Annotated in this window: 12 protein-coding genes; 3 read left to right on the top strand and 9 right to left on the bottom strand. The window is 70.9% G+C overall.

Going from position 1 to position 15390, the window contains the following annotated elements; genetic code table 11:
• Positions 1-18: 18 nt before the first annotated feature.
• The 3 genes from ABD378_RS02410 to ABD378_RS02400 are packed head-to-tail and all read right to left on the bottom strand — an operon-like array spanning position 19 to position 3088.
• Positions 19-1332 (bottom strand): ABC transporter substrate-binding protein, encoded by a 1314-nt coding sequence (locus tag ABD378_RS02410; protein WP_344518602.1) that lies wholly within the window; start codon positions 1330-1332, stop codon positions 19-21.
• On the bottom strand, positions 1332-2165 hold the full coding sequence (locus tag ABD378_RS02405) for a carbohydrate ABC transporter permease (RefSeq protein ID WP_344518662.1): 834 nt from the start codon (positions 2163-2165) through the stop codon (positions 1332-1334). Before ABD378_RS02405 ends, ABD378_RS02410 begins: the two co-directional genes overlap by 1 nt.
• The gene (locus ABD378_RS02400; protein ID WP_344518601.1) at positions 2165-3088 is read right to left on the bottom strand and encodes a carbohydrate ABC transporter permease; all 924 of its coding nucleotides are present in this window, start codon (positions 3086-3088) and stop codon (positions 2165-2167) included. The genes ABD378_RS02405 and ABD378_RS02400 overlap by 1 nt, the downstream gene beginning before the upstream one ends.
• A gap of 180 nt (positions 3089-3268) precedes the next feature.
• Between ABD378_RS02400 and ABD378_RS02395 the strand changes: the two genes are divergently transcribed.
• Entirely contained in the window at positions 3269-4123 is an 855-nt protein-coding gene (locus ABD378_RS02395; protein WP_344518600.1) for a phosphotransferase enzyme family protein, read from the top strand.
• A gap of 74 nt (positions 4124-4197) precedes the next feature.
• On the opposite strand, the gene ABD378_RS02390 is transcribed toward ABD378_RS02395, so the two are convergent.
• The 4 genes from ABD378_RS02390 to ABD378_RS02375 form a co-directional block, all read right to left on the bottom strand.
• Positions 4198-4923 (bottom strand): 3'-5' exonuclease, encoded by a 726-nt coding sequence (locus ABD378_RS02390; RefSeq protein WP_344518661.1) that lies wholly within the window; start codon positions 4921-4923, stop codon positions 4198-4200.
• A 150-nt stretch (positions 4924-5073) separates the two neighbouring features.
• Positions 5074-6315: an SAV2148 family HEPN domain-containing protein gene (locus ABD378_RS02385; protein ID WP_344518599.1), complete on the bottom strand. Its 1242-nt coding sequence runs from the start codon at positions 6313-6315 to the stop codon at positions 5074-5076.
• A 103-nt stretch (positions 6316-6418) separates the two neighbouring features.
• A complete protein-coding gene (locus ABD378_RS02380) occupies positions 6419-7735 on the bottom strand; it encodes a copper amine oxidase (protein ID WP_344518598.1) in 1317 nt (438 codons plus the stop codon).
• 64 nt (positions 7736-7799) lie between these two features.
• On the bottom strand, positions 7800-8585 hold the full coding sequence (locus ABD378_RS02375) for a Tat pathway signal sequence domain protein (RefSeq protein ID WP_344518596.1): 786 nt from the start codon (positions 8583-8585) through the stop codon (positions 7800-7802).
• 158 nt (positions 8586-8743) lie between these two features.
• Between ABD378_RS02375 and glgX the strand changes: the two genes are divergently transcribed.
• On the top strand, positions 8744-10852 hold the full coding sequence (glgX, locus tag ABD378_RS02370; protein WP_344518594.1) for a glycogen debranching protein GlgX: 2109 nt from the start codon (positions 8744-8746) through the stop codon (positions 10850-10852).
• On the opposite strand, the gene ABD378_RS02365 is transcribed toward glgX, so the two are convergent.
• Complete coding sequence (locus tag ABD378_RS02365) at positions 10827-12131, bottom strand: MFS transporter (protein WP_344518593.1); 1305 nt, start codon at positions 12129-12131, stop codon at positions 10827-10829. The two genes, glgX and ABD378_RS02365, sit on opposite strands and share 26 nt — an antisense overlap.
• Positions 12132-12212: 81 nt before the next feature.
• Between ABD378_RS02365 and treY the strand changes: the two genes are divergently transcribed.
• Complete coding sequence (treY, locus tag ABD378_RS02360) at positions 12213-14645, top strand: malto-oligosyltrehalose synthase (RefSeq protein WP_344518592.1); 2433 nt, start codon at positions 12213-12215, stop codon at positions 14643-14645.
• A 9-nt stretch (positions 14646-14654) separates the two neighbouring features.
• Here the strand turns inward: treY and ABD378_RS02355 are convergent.
• On the bottom strand, positions 14655-15390 hold a 736-nt coding region (locus ABD378_RS02355; protein WP_344518591.1), incomplete at its 5' end, for a cytochrome P450.

Below are 15390 nucleotides of genomic sequence, written 5' to 3'. Positions count from 1 at the left end.
CCGCGGCCCTGACGCCGCCTACCGCTGATACCTGGCGAGCACCAGGTTCCCGTCCTTGACGAGGCGTTTCCTCAGCTCACCGAGGTCGATCGCCCCGCTGTAGTACTCCTGGAGCGCCGGGGTGGCGACCTTGTCCTTCCACTCCGGATACCCCCGAACCGACTGCGCGGGCGCCGGGCGCAGGTCCTCGGCGAGGGCGGTGCCCGCGGCCCAGTCGTCCTTCTTCGTGCGCAGGGCGGGGTCCTTCAGCGCCTCCTCGCCGGTCGGCAGCATCCAGTCGCCGCGCGCGAGTTTCACCATGTTGTCCGGCTGCAGGAAGAAGTCGATGAACTCGGCCGCCTCCTTCTTGTGCGGGCTGTCCTCCGAGACGGACAGGGTCTGCGGGCTGACGCCCTGCGCGAGCCCCTCCGCTCCGGCCGGTGCGGGAAGGACCTGCCAGTCGAAGCCCTTGGGTGCCTGCTGGACGATCTGCTGGCGGTAGGAGAAGCCGAGCGGGACCATCGCGTACTTGCCGCCGAAGAAGCCCGGCAGGGTGTCGGAGCCGCCCATGCCCAGAGTCGTGCTCGACGCGCTCTTGTCGGTGTTGACCTGGTCGTGCACCGTGCGCGGCATGATCTCGTCGGCCTTGTCGAAGCGGACGTCGACCTTGCCGTCCTCGCCCCGGTGGAACATCTTTCCGCCGGTCGAGAGGGAGAGGTTGAGCGTCGCGGACACCGGCTCCTTGAGCGGCCAGGCCACCCCGTACTTCCCGTCCTTGCCGTCGCCGAGTTCCTTGGTGACCGACCGGAACTCCTCCCAGCTCCACGGCTTCTCGGGCGTGGGGATCCGCACGCCCGACTTCTTGAGCCACTTCGCGTTGGCGATCAGGACGCGCGGTTCCTGGAGGAAGGGGACTCCGTAGACCTTGCCCCCGAAGGTCGTCGTCTCCCAACTGCGCTTCGGGATGTCGGACTTGAGGCGCTCGGGGAGCAGGTCGCCGATGTCCGCGAGATATCCGCCGTACGCGAAGTCGGCGAGGTCGTCCGATGCGTCGTGGATGATGTCCGGCGCCTCGCCGCCCTCGAAGGAGGTGAGCAGCTGGTCGTGGACGCTGTCCCAACTGCCCTGTACGTACTCGACCTTGACGTCGGGGTGGGTGGCGTTCCACTCCTTGACGAGCGCCTTGTTGGCGTCGACGGACTCCTTCTGCCAGGCCAGGGACTGGAATTGAAGGGTGATCTTCCCGTCGTCGTCACCCGGGTCGCCGCTGCAGCCGGTGAGCAGCAGCGCGAGAGCCGCGGTGACGGAGGTGACCGCGGTGGCGGCGGTCACGAGACGTGGTGCTGCGCGCATCAGGCCTTCACCGCCCCTGCCAGCATGCCGCCCGTGATCCGCTTCTGGATGATCGCGAAGATGACGAGCGAGGGGATGGTCGCGAGGAACGCCGCCGCGGCGAGCGGCCCGAGGTCCGCGACGCCCTCGCTGCCGATGAAGCGGTTGAGGATGACCGGCAAGGTCTGCTTCTCCGGGGTCTTGAGCAGGACGAGCGCGAAGAAGAACTCGTTCCATGCGGTGATGAACGCGAACATCGCCGTGGCGACGATGCCGGGGGCGAGCAGTGGCGCGACGACCGAGACGAACGTACGCACCTTGCTCGCGCCGTCGACCGCCGCCGCCTCCTCCAGTTCGGTGGGCACGGCGCGGACGTACCCGACGAGCATCCACAGCGCGAAGGGCAGCGACCACACCACGTAGACCATGATCAGGCCGAGCAGCGAGTTGATCAGGTGCAGGTTCTTCAGGATCAGGAACAGCGGGATGATGATCAGGACGAAGGGGAACGCCTGGCTGATCACCACCCAGCCCGTCGCCGCCTTCGAGACGCGATTGCGGTGCCGCGCCATGACGTACGCCATGGGGGTCGCGATGACGACCGCGATCAGGGAGGCGCTGAGCGCCGCGATCAGGGAGTTGCCCGCGGCCTGGAGCAGCGGCTGCTCGTCGAAGGCCTGCCGGAAGTTCTCGAGGGTCGGGTCCTTGGGGATCCAGGTGGGGTGCAGACTGCCCAGTTCCCGCGCGGGCTTGAAGGCCGTGGAGATCAGCCAGAGGAACGGGAAGGCGAGGAAGACGAGATAGGCGGCGAGAGCCACGTACTGCGCGGCGCGTGCCGGCTTCTTCGTACGCATCATGACTCGTCGCCTCCCTTCAGGCGGCCGACGAGATAGAAGGCGAGGATCACGGAGATCACCGCGACCATCACGCAGCCCATGGCCGCGGCATAACCGAACTGGCCGTAGCGGAAGGCTTCTTCGTAGGCGAAGAGCATGGGCAGGCGGGTGCGGCCGCCGGGGCCGCCCTGGGTGAGGACGTAGACCAGGGCGAAGGAATTGAAGTTCCAGATGAAGTTGAGGGCCGTGATGGCGAGGGCGATCGGCTTGATCGCGGGCCAGGTGACGGTGCGGAAGCGGCGCCAGGCGCCCGCGCCGTCCATCGCGGCGGCCTCGTGCAGCTCGCGCGGGGTGTTCTGCAACCCGGCGAGCAGCGCGACGGTGGTCTGCGGCATGCCTGCCCAGACGCCGACGACGATGACGGCGAAGAGCGCGGTGGCCGTCCCGGTCAGCCAGTCCTTGCCCTCCCCCAGGCCGAGGTTGGAGAGCGTCTCGTTCAGCACGCCCGCGTCCGGGTGGTAGACGAGCCGCCACATGATGCCGACGACCACCTCGGGCATCGCCCAGGGGATGATCGCGAGCGCCCGCGCCAGCCAGCGCATCCGCAACGGCTGGTTGAGCAGGAGGGCGAGGCCGAGCGCGAGGAAGAACTGCGGGACGGTGACGCCGAACGCCCAGATCAGGCCGATCCGGAACGAGTCCCAGAACAGCGTGTCGTGCAGCAGATCCTGGAAGTTGAGGGCGCCGACCCACTGGGTCGGCTCGGTGCGGCCCGACTGGGAGTCGGTGAACGCGAGCGCGATGCCGTAGAGGAGCGGCCCCACGCTGAGGACCAGGATCGGGATCAGCGCGGGCAGCACCAGGAACCAGGCGCCGTGGTCCGCGCCTCTGCGGGCGGACGCGCCTTTCGCTGACCGCTTCGTCGCGGTCGCCAATGTCACGGAATCGGCTCCTTTGGGCGGCTCATCGGGGTTTGGCCGCCCAGGCGGCCTCCGTCATCGTGCTGACGGGATCTTGATACGTCAAGCAGCTACGCAGGCCTCGCAGCCGCTTGGCCTGTGCGAATGGGAGACTGTGACGGCGAACGTGGCGGCCGTAGCGAGCGGTGCGGGAGGCAATGGATGGACGAGGCGCGAGCACGGGACGTACTGAGCGCTGCGGGTCTCGAGCGGGACGCGGCGCTGCTCGCGCTGGGCGAGAACGCAGTGTTCGGCAGTGGCGGATCGGTGGTCAAGGTCGGGCGTGCGGCGCCCGAGCTTCTCGACCGTGCGCGGCGGGAGTTGCGGGTCGCGCGGTGGCTGGAGGAGTCAGGGGTGCCGGCGGTGCGGGCGGCCGAGGACGAGCCCCGGATCGTGGACGGTCATCCGGTGACGGTGTGGCACCGGCTGCCGCAGGCCGTGCGGCCGGCCGAGCCGCATGACCTCGCCGCACTGCTGCGGCTTGTGCACGCGCTTCCCGCTCCCGAGTTCGAACTGCCCCGGCGTGAACTGCTCGGTGGGGTCGAGCGGTGGCTGCGGCTCGCCGGGGACGCGATCGATGTCGAGGACGCGGACTATCTGCGGGAGCGCAGGGACGGGTTCGAGGCGGCGGCATCGGCACTCACCCCCCACCTTGCTCCCGGCCCCATCCATGGCGACGCCCTCCCCCGGAACGTCCTGGTGGGCGCGGACGGTCCGGTTCTGGTCGACCTGGAGACCTTCTCCGCCGATCTGCGGGAGCACGATCTCGTGGTGATGGCGCTCTCGCGGGATCGGTACGGACTGCCGACCGAGGCGTACGACGGGTTCGTCGCGGAGTACGGCTGGGACGTGCGGGAGTGGGATGGCTGCGCGGTGCTCCGCGGGGCCCGGGAGACGGCCAGTTGCGCCTGGGTCTCCCAGCACGCGCCCACCAACCCCAAGGCCCTGGCCGAGTTCCGCCGTCGGGTGGCGTCACTGCGGGACGGGGATCCGGCCGTGCGGTGGTATCCGTTCTGAGCCGTCCCCCGCCACTTGGGCTGTCCCCCGCCACCTGAGCTGTCCCCCGGGCCCCACCGAGGCCCCTGCCCTCCTCAGACGCCGGACGCGCTGAACTCCTCCCGGAGGGGCCACGTGCCGTCGATCACCGCGTCCGTCTCGCCCTTCTTCCGCAGGAACTCCTGGAAGTCCGCCGCCCACTGCGCGTACCACTCGATCTGACGGCGGTGCAGCTCCGCCGGACCGAAGGCGGCCAGCTTGGGGTGGCGGTCGGCTATGGCGGTGGCGAGACGGGCCGCGGCCAGGGCGTCCGACGTGGCGTCGTGGGCCGACTCCAGGCGCACGCCGTACTCGGTGCAGACCGCGTCGAGGTTCCGCTTGCCCTTGCGGTAGCGCTCGACGGAGCGGTCGATGGTGTACGGGTCGATGACCGGGGCCGGTTCCGCGCCGCCCAGGCGCTCGCGCAGGGACGGCAGGCCGTGCCTGCGCAACTCGGCGGAGAGCAGGGTCAGGTCGAAGGTCGCGTTGTACGCGACGACCGGGACGCCCGACTGCCAGTACGAGACGAGCACGGCCGCTATCGCGTCGGCGACCTCCGCGGCCGGCCTGCCGTCCGCCGCGGCCCGTTCGTTCGAGATGCCGTGCACCGCCACGGCCTCCGCCGGGATCTCGACCCCCGGGTCGGCGAGCCACTCCCTGCGGCCCAGCGTCTCGCCGGCCCTGACCTCGATCACCGCGCCCGTGACGATGCGCGCCTCGCGCGGGTCCGTCCCGGTCGTCTCCAGGTCGAAACCGATCAGCAGCTCCCGGTGCCAGCCCATGGCCGCCCCCTTCTCTGTGGTGCTTTCCCCCATTGACCACCACGATCCCACGCGCCACTGACAATCCGAGGCCCGCGTTCCGCTTACCGCCCGTGGCGGCTCAGGAGAAGAGCCCGGAGACGCGCCAGGAGACGGGCCCGGGAGACGGGCTCAGGACACGGGCCGCGAGTCCGCCCAGGCCAGTTCGAACTCCTCCCGGTACGTCTCGAAGAGTCCGCTCTCGTCCGGCTCGTCCGCCTTCACCACCCGGCGGCCACCGCGCAGCACCAGCACCGGCGCCTCCATCCCCCGCGTCCTGCGCAGATACGACTGGACGACCGCGATGCCGTCCGGGCCGTCCCCGTCGACCAGATACGCGGTGAAGCGCGGCGTCTCGTCGAAGACCTGGATCTCGAAGGCGCCCGGATCGCGGAGCCGGGCCCGCACCCGGCGCATGTGCAGGATGTTCATCTCGACGCTGCGGCTCAGCTCGCCCCGCTTCAGGCCCAGTTCACGCTCTCTGCGCTTGACCGCGCTGCTCGCCGGGTTGAGGAAGAGCAGCCGCACCCGGCAGCCGGACTCGGCGAGGCGGACCAGACGCCGTCCGGAGAAGTTCTGGACCAGGAGGTTCAGCCCTATCCCGATCGCGTCGAGGCGGCGGGCCCCGCCGAAGATGTCCTCGGCAGGGAACTGCCGCAGGAGCCGCACGCGGTCCGAGTGGACGCCCACCACGTCGGCGTACCGGTCGCCGACCAGGGACTCGACGGCGTCGACGGGCAACCGGCGCGCGGACGGCGTGTCGGTGCCCGTGCCGAGTATGTCCAGGAGCTTGGCCGACGCGCGCTCCGCCTGGGCGAGCACGGCCGTGGACAGGGCACGGTTGCGCGACACGACGTTGCGGGTCACTTCCAGCTCGTCCAGGGCGAGTTCGACGTCCCTGCGGTCGTCGAAGTACGGCTCGAAGCACGGCCAGTGCTGCACCATCAGCTCGCGGAGCTGGGGCAGCGTGAGGAAGCTCAGGACGTTGTCGTCCGCCGGGTCGAGCAAGTAGCCCTTGCGGCGGCTCACTTCGCGTACGGCGACGGCCCGCTGGACCCACTCCTGCCCGGCGGGTCCTGCGGCGGCGACCACCCAGTCGTCGGCGTGGACGGGTTCGTAGATGGGGCGCAGAACAGCGGCCACGACCGCGCGCAGCCGCTGCTCCACGAGATTCAGCCAGATGTAGGCCCGCCCGGCGCGCTGAGCACGCGTGCTCACCTCGCGCCAGGCCTCGGCGCCCCAGTCCAGTTCGGGTCCGATCTGAGATCCCATCTCCATCGGCCGCGCCAGGGACACCGCTCCGGGCGGGCCATCCGCGGAACTCCCCTCGTGACCCTCGTCACCAGGGGGCAGTTCCCGCCCTCCCGAGCTCACCCAGCGCACCCCTTCCGCTCCCCCGAGCACTCCCCCGTTCAACGATCAAGGAAGGGTACTCCGGGAGCGGCGGGCGGTGCAGCCGGATGGCAAGGGTGGATTCTCAACGACCCAGCGGCGGCTGGCCGTTCTGTCCGGCAAGGTCCTGCGGAGTGAGCGGGCTCATAGCGGTCACGTCGCGCGCGGCCAGCGAGAAGCCCTGCCAGTGGACCGGCATCGGCTGCTGGTCCTCGTCACGGGCGATGTGGTGGAAGCCGATGTTGACCCAGGTGATCGGGTGCGTGAGGGGCTGGTCGTTCACCCACTTGTCGACGCTGTCCGGTGTGCCGTCGGGGCATCCCGGGTTGTTGCTCGCGTACTGCTCGCACTTCTTGTACTCGGTGAAGTACACGTCGTGCTTGGTGAAGGGGCGTCCGGCGTGCTTGCTGCTGGCCCCGGGCACGATCTCGTAGGAACGGGGGTGGCCGTCCTTGTTCTTGCCGGCCCCGCTGACCACGCGCCACCAGCGCATGGCCTTGCTGTCGCCGGCGAGCTCCTTGGCGACCTTGGTGCGGGTGGTCTTCGTGGTGGGGCTGCCCTGTCCTGCGGGCGGGGTCACCTTGGAGTCGTACTGCTCGACCTTGGCCTTCGGGGAGCCGTCAAGGCCGAAGTTGAGCCGCCAGAAGACGTTGTGGGCGTGGCTCTCGGCCTTGGCCTGGTCGCCCTTGCCGATGGGCCAGCCTTGGCTGTCGCCACCGTCGTAGTCGAACGGCGAGAGGCTGCCGGTCGCGCCGACCTGGGAGGTGATGGTGCCGTCCGACGAGAACCGCCACTCGGTGATGTACTCGTACCAGGAGGCCTTGTTCACGGTGTAGACGAGCAGGTCCTTGCCCTGGCCCGTGTAGACCTTGCCGGTGCCGCCCGTGCTCTCGTCGTCGTTGAGGCGGTACGCGTGCCCACGCGCGCGCGTGGTGGTGCACAGCCCCTTCACGTTGCCGCGCTGCGGGACCTTCACGGTCTTGATGGTGCCGCCGGGGCACTCGCCGGGGTTCAGGTTCTGCAGGGCCTGGCCGAAGTCGGTGCCGGTGACGTCGTCGTACTCGGCCTCGCCGTCGTCGTAGGGGACGTGGACCTGCGCGAGCCGGGCGCTGGTCAGGACGGGTATCGGCTTCGCCTCACCCTTGGGCTGGTAGCTGATCTTGTCGAGGATCAGGCCGGAAAGGCTGTTGTAGTGCCAGCACATGCGCCAGGTCGTGCCGCCGTCGACGGTCTGCTCGATCTTGTAGGCGTCACTGCAGTCGGCCGCCGCCGCGGGGGCGCTCGGCGCCTTGGGTGCGGCCGATGCGGGCGAGGCGACGGTGACGGCGCCGCCGATCAGCGCGGAGACCGCGAGGGCCATGGTGGCCCGTTTGCGGGCGCGCGAAAGTCTGTTGACGTGCATTGCGGTGTGAACTCCCTCGTACGAGGAGAAGCAGAAGTGTGGTGTCGTGCGCGAGCGGCCGAAATCAGCCGAGGCGGCCCACGGAGCGGGTGCTCAGGTCGACGACGAGGGACCGGGTGTCGATCCACGGACCGTTCTTGACCTTGGTGACGACCTGGAGGCACCGGTGCTTGCCGCACTCGGTGAGGTCGGACGGCACGCGCTCGACGGTCTCCTTGCGGAAGACCATGCCGCTCAGCTGCAGCTGTCCCGGGCCGGTCAGCGCCTTGCCCGTGGCGTGCTTGAAGTCCTGCTTCAGGCCCTTGCCGAGCGGGTCGGCGATCAGCAGCTGTGCGCCCTCGGCGAGCTCTTCCTGACTGGGCGGCGGCTGGACGTTCTGCGCGGTGTTCGTGTCCTCCACCTTGCCGGTCTCCACGTTGACCGTCTTGGTGATGACCGCGTCCTTCTTGTAGTCGTAGTAGACGACTTCCGCGCTGCGCGGGGCCGCGTCACCCGCGGCACCGGGGTCCGGCTCGCTGAGGTTCGTCGAAAGGAGCTGCGGGCCGCGGTCGCCCTCGACGTCCCTGGCGCTCGAGCGCAGGGCGCCCGACACCGAGGCCTTCTCCGCGCGCTCGATCTCCGCGTCGGTCAGCGGGTCGCTGCCTATGCCCTTCTCGCCCTCGTCGGGCGCGGCCTCCACGACGCCGTCCTTCGCGATGGCGTTCTGCTTCGCGGCCGCCGCGTTGGCCTGGCGGTCCCCCGACCCGCCACCCCCCGGCAGTGTGACGCCCACCAGCACCGCGGCGGCGGCCACCGCTACTGCCGCGCCCGCCACCACCTTGCCCAGGTTGCGTCTGACTAGCTCTCTCACTTACTCCCCTTTTCCCCCACGAGCCCCAAGAAGGGGCATACCGAGTATGTGGTCGGTCGGTTAGACGGGTTCAACTCCCGCGTGGTTGCCCCACTTTCGGGGAGACTCTGACCAAAGTGACCCCGGGCCGAGGGGGCGGTAGTGGAAGAGTCGTATGCATGCAGGTGTGGCCAGGGCAGGCGTATCCACTCGGTGCCACGTACGACGGCGCCGGCACGAACTTCGCGGTCTTCTCCGAGGCCGCCGACCGCGTAGAGCTCTGCTTGTTGCACGACGACGGCTCGGAGACCGCCGTCGAGCTGCGTGAGTCCGACGCGTTCGTGCTCCACGCGTACCTGCCCGGCGTGATGCCGGGCCAGCGGTACGGCTTCCGTGTGCACGGCCCGTACGCCCCCGCGCAGGGGCACCGCTGCAACTCGGCGAAGCTGCTGCTCGATCCGTACGCCCGCGCGGTCAGCGGCCGGATCGACTGGGGCGAGGAGGTGTACGGCTACCGCTTCGGCGCCCCGGACAAGCGCAACGACATGGACTCGGCGCCGCACATGATGACCTCCGTGGTGGTCAATCCATACTTCGACTGGGGCGACGACCGGCCGCCCCGCACCCCGTACAACGAGACCGTGCTCTACGAGGCCCACGTGAAGGGCCTGACCATGCGGCACCCGGATCTTCCCGCGGAGTTGCGTGGTTCGTACGCCGCGCTCGCGCATCCGGCGGTCATCGATCACCTCACGCAACTGGGAGTGACCGCCCTTGAGCTGATGCCGGTGCACCAGTTCGTGAACGACCACCGTCTGGTCGACATGGGTCTGAACAACTACTGGGGCTACAACACGATCGGCTTCTTCGCGCCCCACAACGCGTACGCCTCCTGGGGCGACCGGGGCGAGCAGGTACTGGAGTTCAAGCAGGCGGTGAAGGCGCTGCACGAAGCGGGCATCGAGGTGATCCTCGACGTCGTCTACAACCACACGGCCGAGGGCAACCACCTGGGCCCGACGCTCTCGTACAAGGGGCTGGACAACGCCTCGTACTACCGCCTGACGGACGATCCCCGCTACTACATGGACACCACGGGGACCGGCAACTCGCTCCTGATGCGGTCGCCGCACGTGCTTCAGATGATCATGGACTCGCTGCGGCACTGGGTCACGGACATGCACGTGGACGGCTTCCGCTTCGATCTCGCGGCCACGCTCGCCCGGCAGTTCCACGAGGTGGACCGCCTGTCGTCGTTCTTCGACCTCGTGCAGCAGGACCCCGTGGTGAGCCAGGTGAAGCTGATCGCCGAGCCGTGGGACGTCGGTGAGGGCGGCTATCAGGTCGGCAACTTCCCGCCGCTGTGGACCGAGTGGAACGGCATGTACCGCGACACGGTGCGCGACATGTGGCGGGGTGAACCGCGCACCCTGGCGGAGTTCGCCTCCCGGCTCACCGGGTCGTCCGACCTCTACCAGGACGACGGGCGGCGCCCCTTGGCGTCGATCAACTTCACCACCTGCCACGACGGTTTCACGCTGCACGACCTCGTCTCGTACAACGACAAGCACAACGAGGACAACGGCGAGAACAACCAGGACGGCGAGAGCCACAACCGCTCCTGGAACTGCGGCACCGAGGGCGAGACGGACGACCCGGACGTCCTGGAGCTGCGCGAGCGGCAGATGCGCAACTTCATCGCGACGCTGATGCTCTCCCAGGGCGTGCCGATGCTCAGCCACGGCGACGAGTTCGCCCGCACGCAAGGGGGCAACAACAACGCCTACTGCCAGGACAACGAGGTCGCCTGGGTGCGCTGGCCCCAGGGCGAGAGCACCCAGCTTGAGTTCACGCGCGCGATGGCGTGGCTGCGACGCGATCACCCGGTCTTCCGCAGGAGGCGGTTCTTCCACGGCCGCCCGGTCGAGGGCACGCACGACGAGCTGTCCGACATCGCCTGGTTCACGCCGGAGGGCGAGGAGATGACGCAGGAGGACTGGGACGCGTCGCAGGCACGGGCGCTGACGGTGTTCCTGAACGGCAACGCGATCTCCGAGCCGGGCACGCGCGGCGAGCGGATCGCCGACGACTCGTTCCTGCTGATGTTCAACGCGTCGGCGCAGCCGCTGGAGTTCGTGGTCCCGGTCAACCACGGCCGCCAGTGGCAGGTGGTCGTGGACACCGCGCGGGCGGACGGTGTGCCGCCGGACACGGGGCCGAAGGCGCGGGCCGGTGAGCGCCTGACGCTCGCCGACCGGAGCCTCACCGTCCTGCAGCGCCCCGCGTGACCACGGGGGTGGCGTTCGCGCTGTCGTCCGCCTGCGGGCGGGCGACGAGCGCGACCAGGAACGCGACGGCCGCGGCCGCGATGCCGAGCGCGAACGCCGCTCCGGGGCCGTAGGACTCGGCCAGGCGTCCCGCCACGGCGAGCGTGACCGCCTGGCCGCCGACGAAGGCGCTCGCGGCGAACGTCATCCCTTCGGCGAGCCGCTGCGGCGGACAGGAGCGCTCGGTGAGCGCGAAGCCGGTGATCAGGTTCGGGGCGTAGACGGCGCCGAACACGGTCACCACGAGGTACAGGCCCGTCATGCTGTCCGTCCACACCAGCGGCAGCGAGAGCACCGCCGCGGCGGCCGTCGCCACGCGCCAGCGCGCGTACAGGCCGAAGCGCTCGGGCAGCGCGGCCATGGAGAGCCCCACGACGGCGCTCATGACGCCCATGGCGGCATAGACGAGGCCCGCCTGGCCCGGCTGCCCCAACTCCTCGGTGAGGGCCGTGATGCCCGCTCCACAGGCGCCGAGCAGGACGCCGACGAAGACGAGCCCGACGCGTACGACGACGACCGCGCGCGGGAGCCGCTGCCGGCCGGCGCGCGGGCGTGGCTCCCCCGCTGCCTGTGTCGCCCGCACCGTCCGGCCCGTGGGGTGCAGCGCGAAGCCGGAGCCGCAGACTGCGACCAGGAGCGCGGCCGCCGTACAGGCGTACGCCGGGTGGCCCGCGACGGCCGCGAGGCCCACCAGGGCGGGGCCGAGCACGAAGGACAGTTCGTCCATGGTGCTCTCCAGGGACAGCACGGTATTGACCGTGCGATCGTCACCGCCCGCCCCGCGGACCAGCGGGACGGCGCGTGCGCGGGCCAGCGGGCCGATCCCCGGGATGCTCGCGCCGGCGAGCACGGCGAGGACGATCAGCGCGGGCGTGGGCAGCTCGATGAGGGCGCCGAGGGTGTACACCGCGATCGCCACGGCGTTGAGCAGCGAGAAGCCGAGGACGACGGGGCGCTGGCCGCGCCGGTCGGCGAGGCGGCCGACGAGCGGGCCCATGGTCACCTGGCCGAGCGCGAGCGCGCAGGCGACCACGCCGCCCGTGGCGAGCGATCCGCTGGTCTCGGTGACCAGCAGGACACTGCCGAACTGGATCATGGCCACGGGGAGCCTGCCGAGGAACGAGATCAGCGGAAGGAGCGCTCCGGTGTGCCCGATCACTTCCCGGTAGGTCTCCAGGAGTCCGGGTGCGCCCCGGTCCTCCCGTTGCTCGTCGCGTACGACCTGTGCTTTTGCAGCCATCGTCCGAAGCTAGCGACACCCTGACGCCCAGAAGCATGAGTCGATGGCACGAAAGCCCGCCAGGCGGGTACGTACGTTCGCATGACGCCTGAGCGCTCAGAACCCGCGGTTCCGCCGCCGCCCACCGCCACCTACCGGCTGCAGCTCCAGCCGGAGTTTCCCTTCGATGCCGCCGAAGCGGCCGTCCCGTACCTGGCATCGCTGGGAGTCTCGCACCTGCATCTGTCGCCGGTGCTCGAGGCCGTTCCGGGGTCCACGCACGGCTACGACGTCGTGGACCACGCGCGCGTGCGTGACGAGCTGGGCGGCGAGGAGGGGCTGCGGGCCCTTTCGCGCACCGCGCGGGCGCACGGTCTCGGCCTCGTGGTGGACATCGTGCCGAACCACATGGCGGCGGTACCGCGCCACAACCACGCCCTCTGGGAGGTGCTGCGGGAGGGCCCCGGATCGCCGTACGCGCGCTGGTTCGACATCGACTGGGACGCGGGCGGCGGGCAGGTGCTGCTTCCGGTGCTCGGGCGGGGCGTCGGGGACGAGCTGGAGCGCCTGCGGGTCGACGGGGACGTACTGCGCTACCACGAGCACGCGTTTCCCCTCCGTGACGGCACCGGGGAGCTGCCGTTGCCCCAGCTCCTCGACGCCCAGTGGTACCGGCTCGCTTGGTGGCGCCTTGCCCGTACGGAGCTCAACTACCGGCGGTTCTTCACCATTTCGGATCTCATCGGGGTGCGCGTCGAGGACCCGGAGGTGTTCGACGCGACGCACGCGAAGATCCTCGAACTGCTCCGGGAAGGGGTCGTGGAAGGGCTGCGGATCGACCACCCCGACGGGCTCGCGGATCCGGGGGCGTACCTCCAGCGGCTCCAGGAGGCCACGCGCGGGCGCTGGACGGTCGTCGAGAAGATCCTCGCCGACGGGGAGCAGCTGCCCGCCGCGTGGCCCGTCGCGGGCACCACCGGATACGACGCGCTGCGCCACCTCGACGGCCTCTTCACGGACCCGGCGGGGGCGGGCGAGCTCCTCGGTCAGTACCGGAGGTTCACCGCGCCCGAGGTGGACCGGGGCGGCGACTGGGACGCGACGGTGCGGCGCGCCGCGTACAAGGTGCTCACCCATGAGCTCGCCGCCGAGACCGACCGCCTCACGCGCGAGGCGACCGCGCTCTGCGCCGCGGACCCCGCGCTGCGCGACCACGCGCCGTGGGCGCTGCGCACCGCGCTCCTTGAGCTGCTCGTGCGGGTTCCCGTCTACCGGCCGTACGTCTCCGGGGGCGCCGAACCGGCTTCGGTCCTCACGGTGCGGGCCGCCGACGAGGCGAAGGCGGCCTTCGCGGTGCGGGAGGAGGCCGAGGCGGTCGATGTCGTACGGGACCTGGTGCTCGGGCGGCTGAGTTCGGGGCCCGCGCTCGACGGCTTCCGCGCGCGGTTCGCGCAGACCTCGTCGGCGCTGCGGGCCAAGGCGGTCGAGGACACGGCGTTCTACCGGCACGCGCCGCTCCTGTCGGCGGCCGAGGTGGGTGGCTCTCCCGAGCGTTCCGCGGTGGCTCCGGAGGCGTTTCACGCGTACTGCGCGCGCGTGCAGCGCGACTGGCCGTACGCGGGGACGGTGCTGACCACGCACGACACGAAGCGCAGCGCCGACGTGCGGGCGGGCATCGCCGTGCTCACGCAGTGCCCGGAGCGGTGGGCCGACCTCCTGGTCGACGTGACCGAGCAGACCGCGCGCTTGGGCGGCACCTGCGCGCCGGATCCCCAACTGGCGTGGGCGGCCTGGCAGACGGCCGTCGGCTTCGGCTTCCCCTACGACGAACGGCTGCAGAAGGCCCTGCTCAAGCATGTGCGCGAGGCGGGCCTGCACACCAGCTGGACCGAGCCGAACGAGGCGTACGAGAAGGCGGTGACGGCGTTCGTGGAGGCGGGCCCCTGCGGGCCGCCGCTCTACACCGTGGCGGAGTTCGCGGACGGGCTGCGGCCCCATGTGCGCGCGAACATCCTCGGGGCCACGCTGCTCCAGCTGACGATGCCCGGGGTTCCCGACCTCTACCAGGGGACGGAGGGCGAGTACCGGGCCCTGGTGGACCCGGACAACCGGCGGCCCGTGCGGTTCCAGCCGCATGTCCTGGAGTACCTGGAGCAGCACCGTGACCGCTGGGACCTCTCCGAGGAGAAGCTGGCGCTTACCGCGACCGCGCTGCGGCTGCGCAGGCGGCGCCCGGAGCTGTTCGGCGGCGCGGCGACGTACGAACCGCTGGCGGCGCGGGGCCCCGGCGCGGCGCACTGCGTGGCCTTCACGCGCTCCGGAGAGGTGATCACGGCGGTGACCCGGCTCTCCTTGCGGCTGGCCGACGCGGACGGCTGGGACTCGACGGAACTGGTGCTTCCGGAGGGGCGGTGGGCGGATCTGCTCACTCGGGGGCGGGAGTTCACCGGGCACGCGCGCGTGGAGGAGCTGTTCGGGGAGCTGCCGGTGGTGCTTCTGGAGCGGGTCTCCACAGGGCCGGAGGAAACAGCCTGAGCTGAGGCCTCAACAGGGGCGGACGAGTAGCCGGCGTGGCGCACGCGCCATGAGCCCCTGGGGCGCGGACCTGAAGCCGGGCGCCCAGCGCAGGCCCGGCATGACATCGAGCAGCGCCCGCAGGCCGCACTCGGCGGCGAGCCCGGCCAGGGTGGCGGCCGGGCAGAAGTGCCGTCCCGCGCCGAACGCGAGGTGCGCCGGGTCCGCGCGGAAGATGTCGAAGCGGTCGGGGTCGGCGAAGCGGAACGGATCGCGCCCCGCCGAGCCGACGAGGCAGGCCACGACGGCTCCCGTGGGCAGCGTGGTGCCGCCCAGGGCGATCGGCGCGGTCGCCCGGCGCAGTACGACGTGGGTGGGCGGGTCACGGCGCAGGGACTCCGCCCAGGCGCCGGGTATCAGCCCCGGGCGGGCGCGCACGAGTTCCAACTGGGCGGGGTGGTCGAGGAGATTGGCGAGGAAGGAGGCCAGCGCGAGCGCGGTGGCCTCGCCGCCGCCGGTGAGGAGCGTCCCGGCAAGACCGGTGACGGTCTCGTCGGAGAGCGCATGCCCGTCCACCCGGGCGCCGCACAGCACCGAGAGCAGGTCCGCGCCGGGACGGGCGCGCCGCCGCGCGACATGGGAGCGCAGCAGACCGCCCAGCTCCGGGTGGGAACCGCCGAGATGCGCAGGCCCCGTACGGCACCACTCCTGCACCCTCGCTGCCTCCTCCCAGGGCAGCCCGAGCGCGGCGTCGGCGCCCGCCGCG

The sequence above is a fragment of the Streptomyces rectiviolaceus genome (assembly GCF_039533825.1).
Classification (GTDB): domain Bacteria; phylum Actinomycetota; class Actinomycetes; order Streptomycetales; family Streptomycetaceae; genus Streptomyces; species Streptomyces rectiviolaceus.
The sequence above is the reverse complement of the archived record's forward strand: the minus strand, read 5'-3'. Positions and strand labels throughout refer to the sequence as shown.

Bases quoted from the DNA above. Each gene is read 5' to 3' on its own strand.
- ABD378_RS02380 (WP_344518598.1), bottom strand. From the start codon at position 7,735: ATGCACGTCAACAGACTTTCGCGCGCCCGCAAACGGGCCACCATGGCC.
- ABD378_RS02395 (WP_344518600.1), top strand. From the start codon at position 3,269: ATGGACGAGGCGCGAGCACGGGACGTACTGAGCGCTGCGGGTCTCGAG.
- treY (WP_344518592.1), top strand. From the start codon at position 12,213: ATGACGCCTGAGCGCTCAGAACCCGCGGTTCCGCCGCCGCCCACCGCC.
- glgX (WP_344518594.1), top strand. From the start codon at position 8,744: ATGCAGGTGTGGCCAGGGCAGGCGTATCCACTCGGTGCCACGTACGAC.
- ABD378_RS02405 (WP_344518662.1), bottom strand. From the start codon at position 2,165: ATGCGTACGAAGAAGCCGGCACGCGCCGCGCAGTACGTGGCTCTCGCC.
- ABD378_RS02365 (WP_344518593.1), bottom strand. From the start codon at position 12,131: ATGGCTGCAAAAGCACAGGTCGTACGCGACGAGCAACGGGAGGACCGG.
- ABD378_RS02390 (WP_344518661.1), bottom strand. From the start codon at position 4,923: ATGGGCTGGCACCGGGAGCTGCTGATCGGTTTCGACCTGGAGACGACC.
- ABD378_RS02410 (WP_344518602.1), bottom strand. From the start codon at position 1,332: ATGCGCGCAGCACCACGTCTCGTGACCGCCGCCACCGCGGTCACCTCC.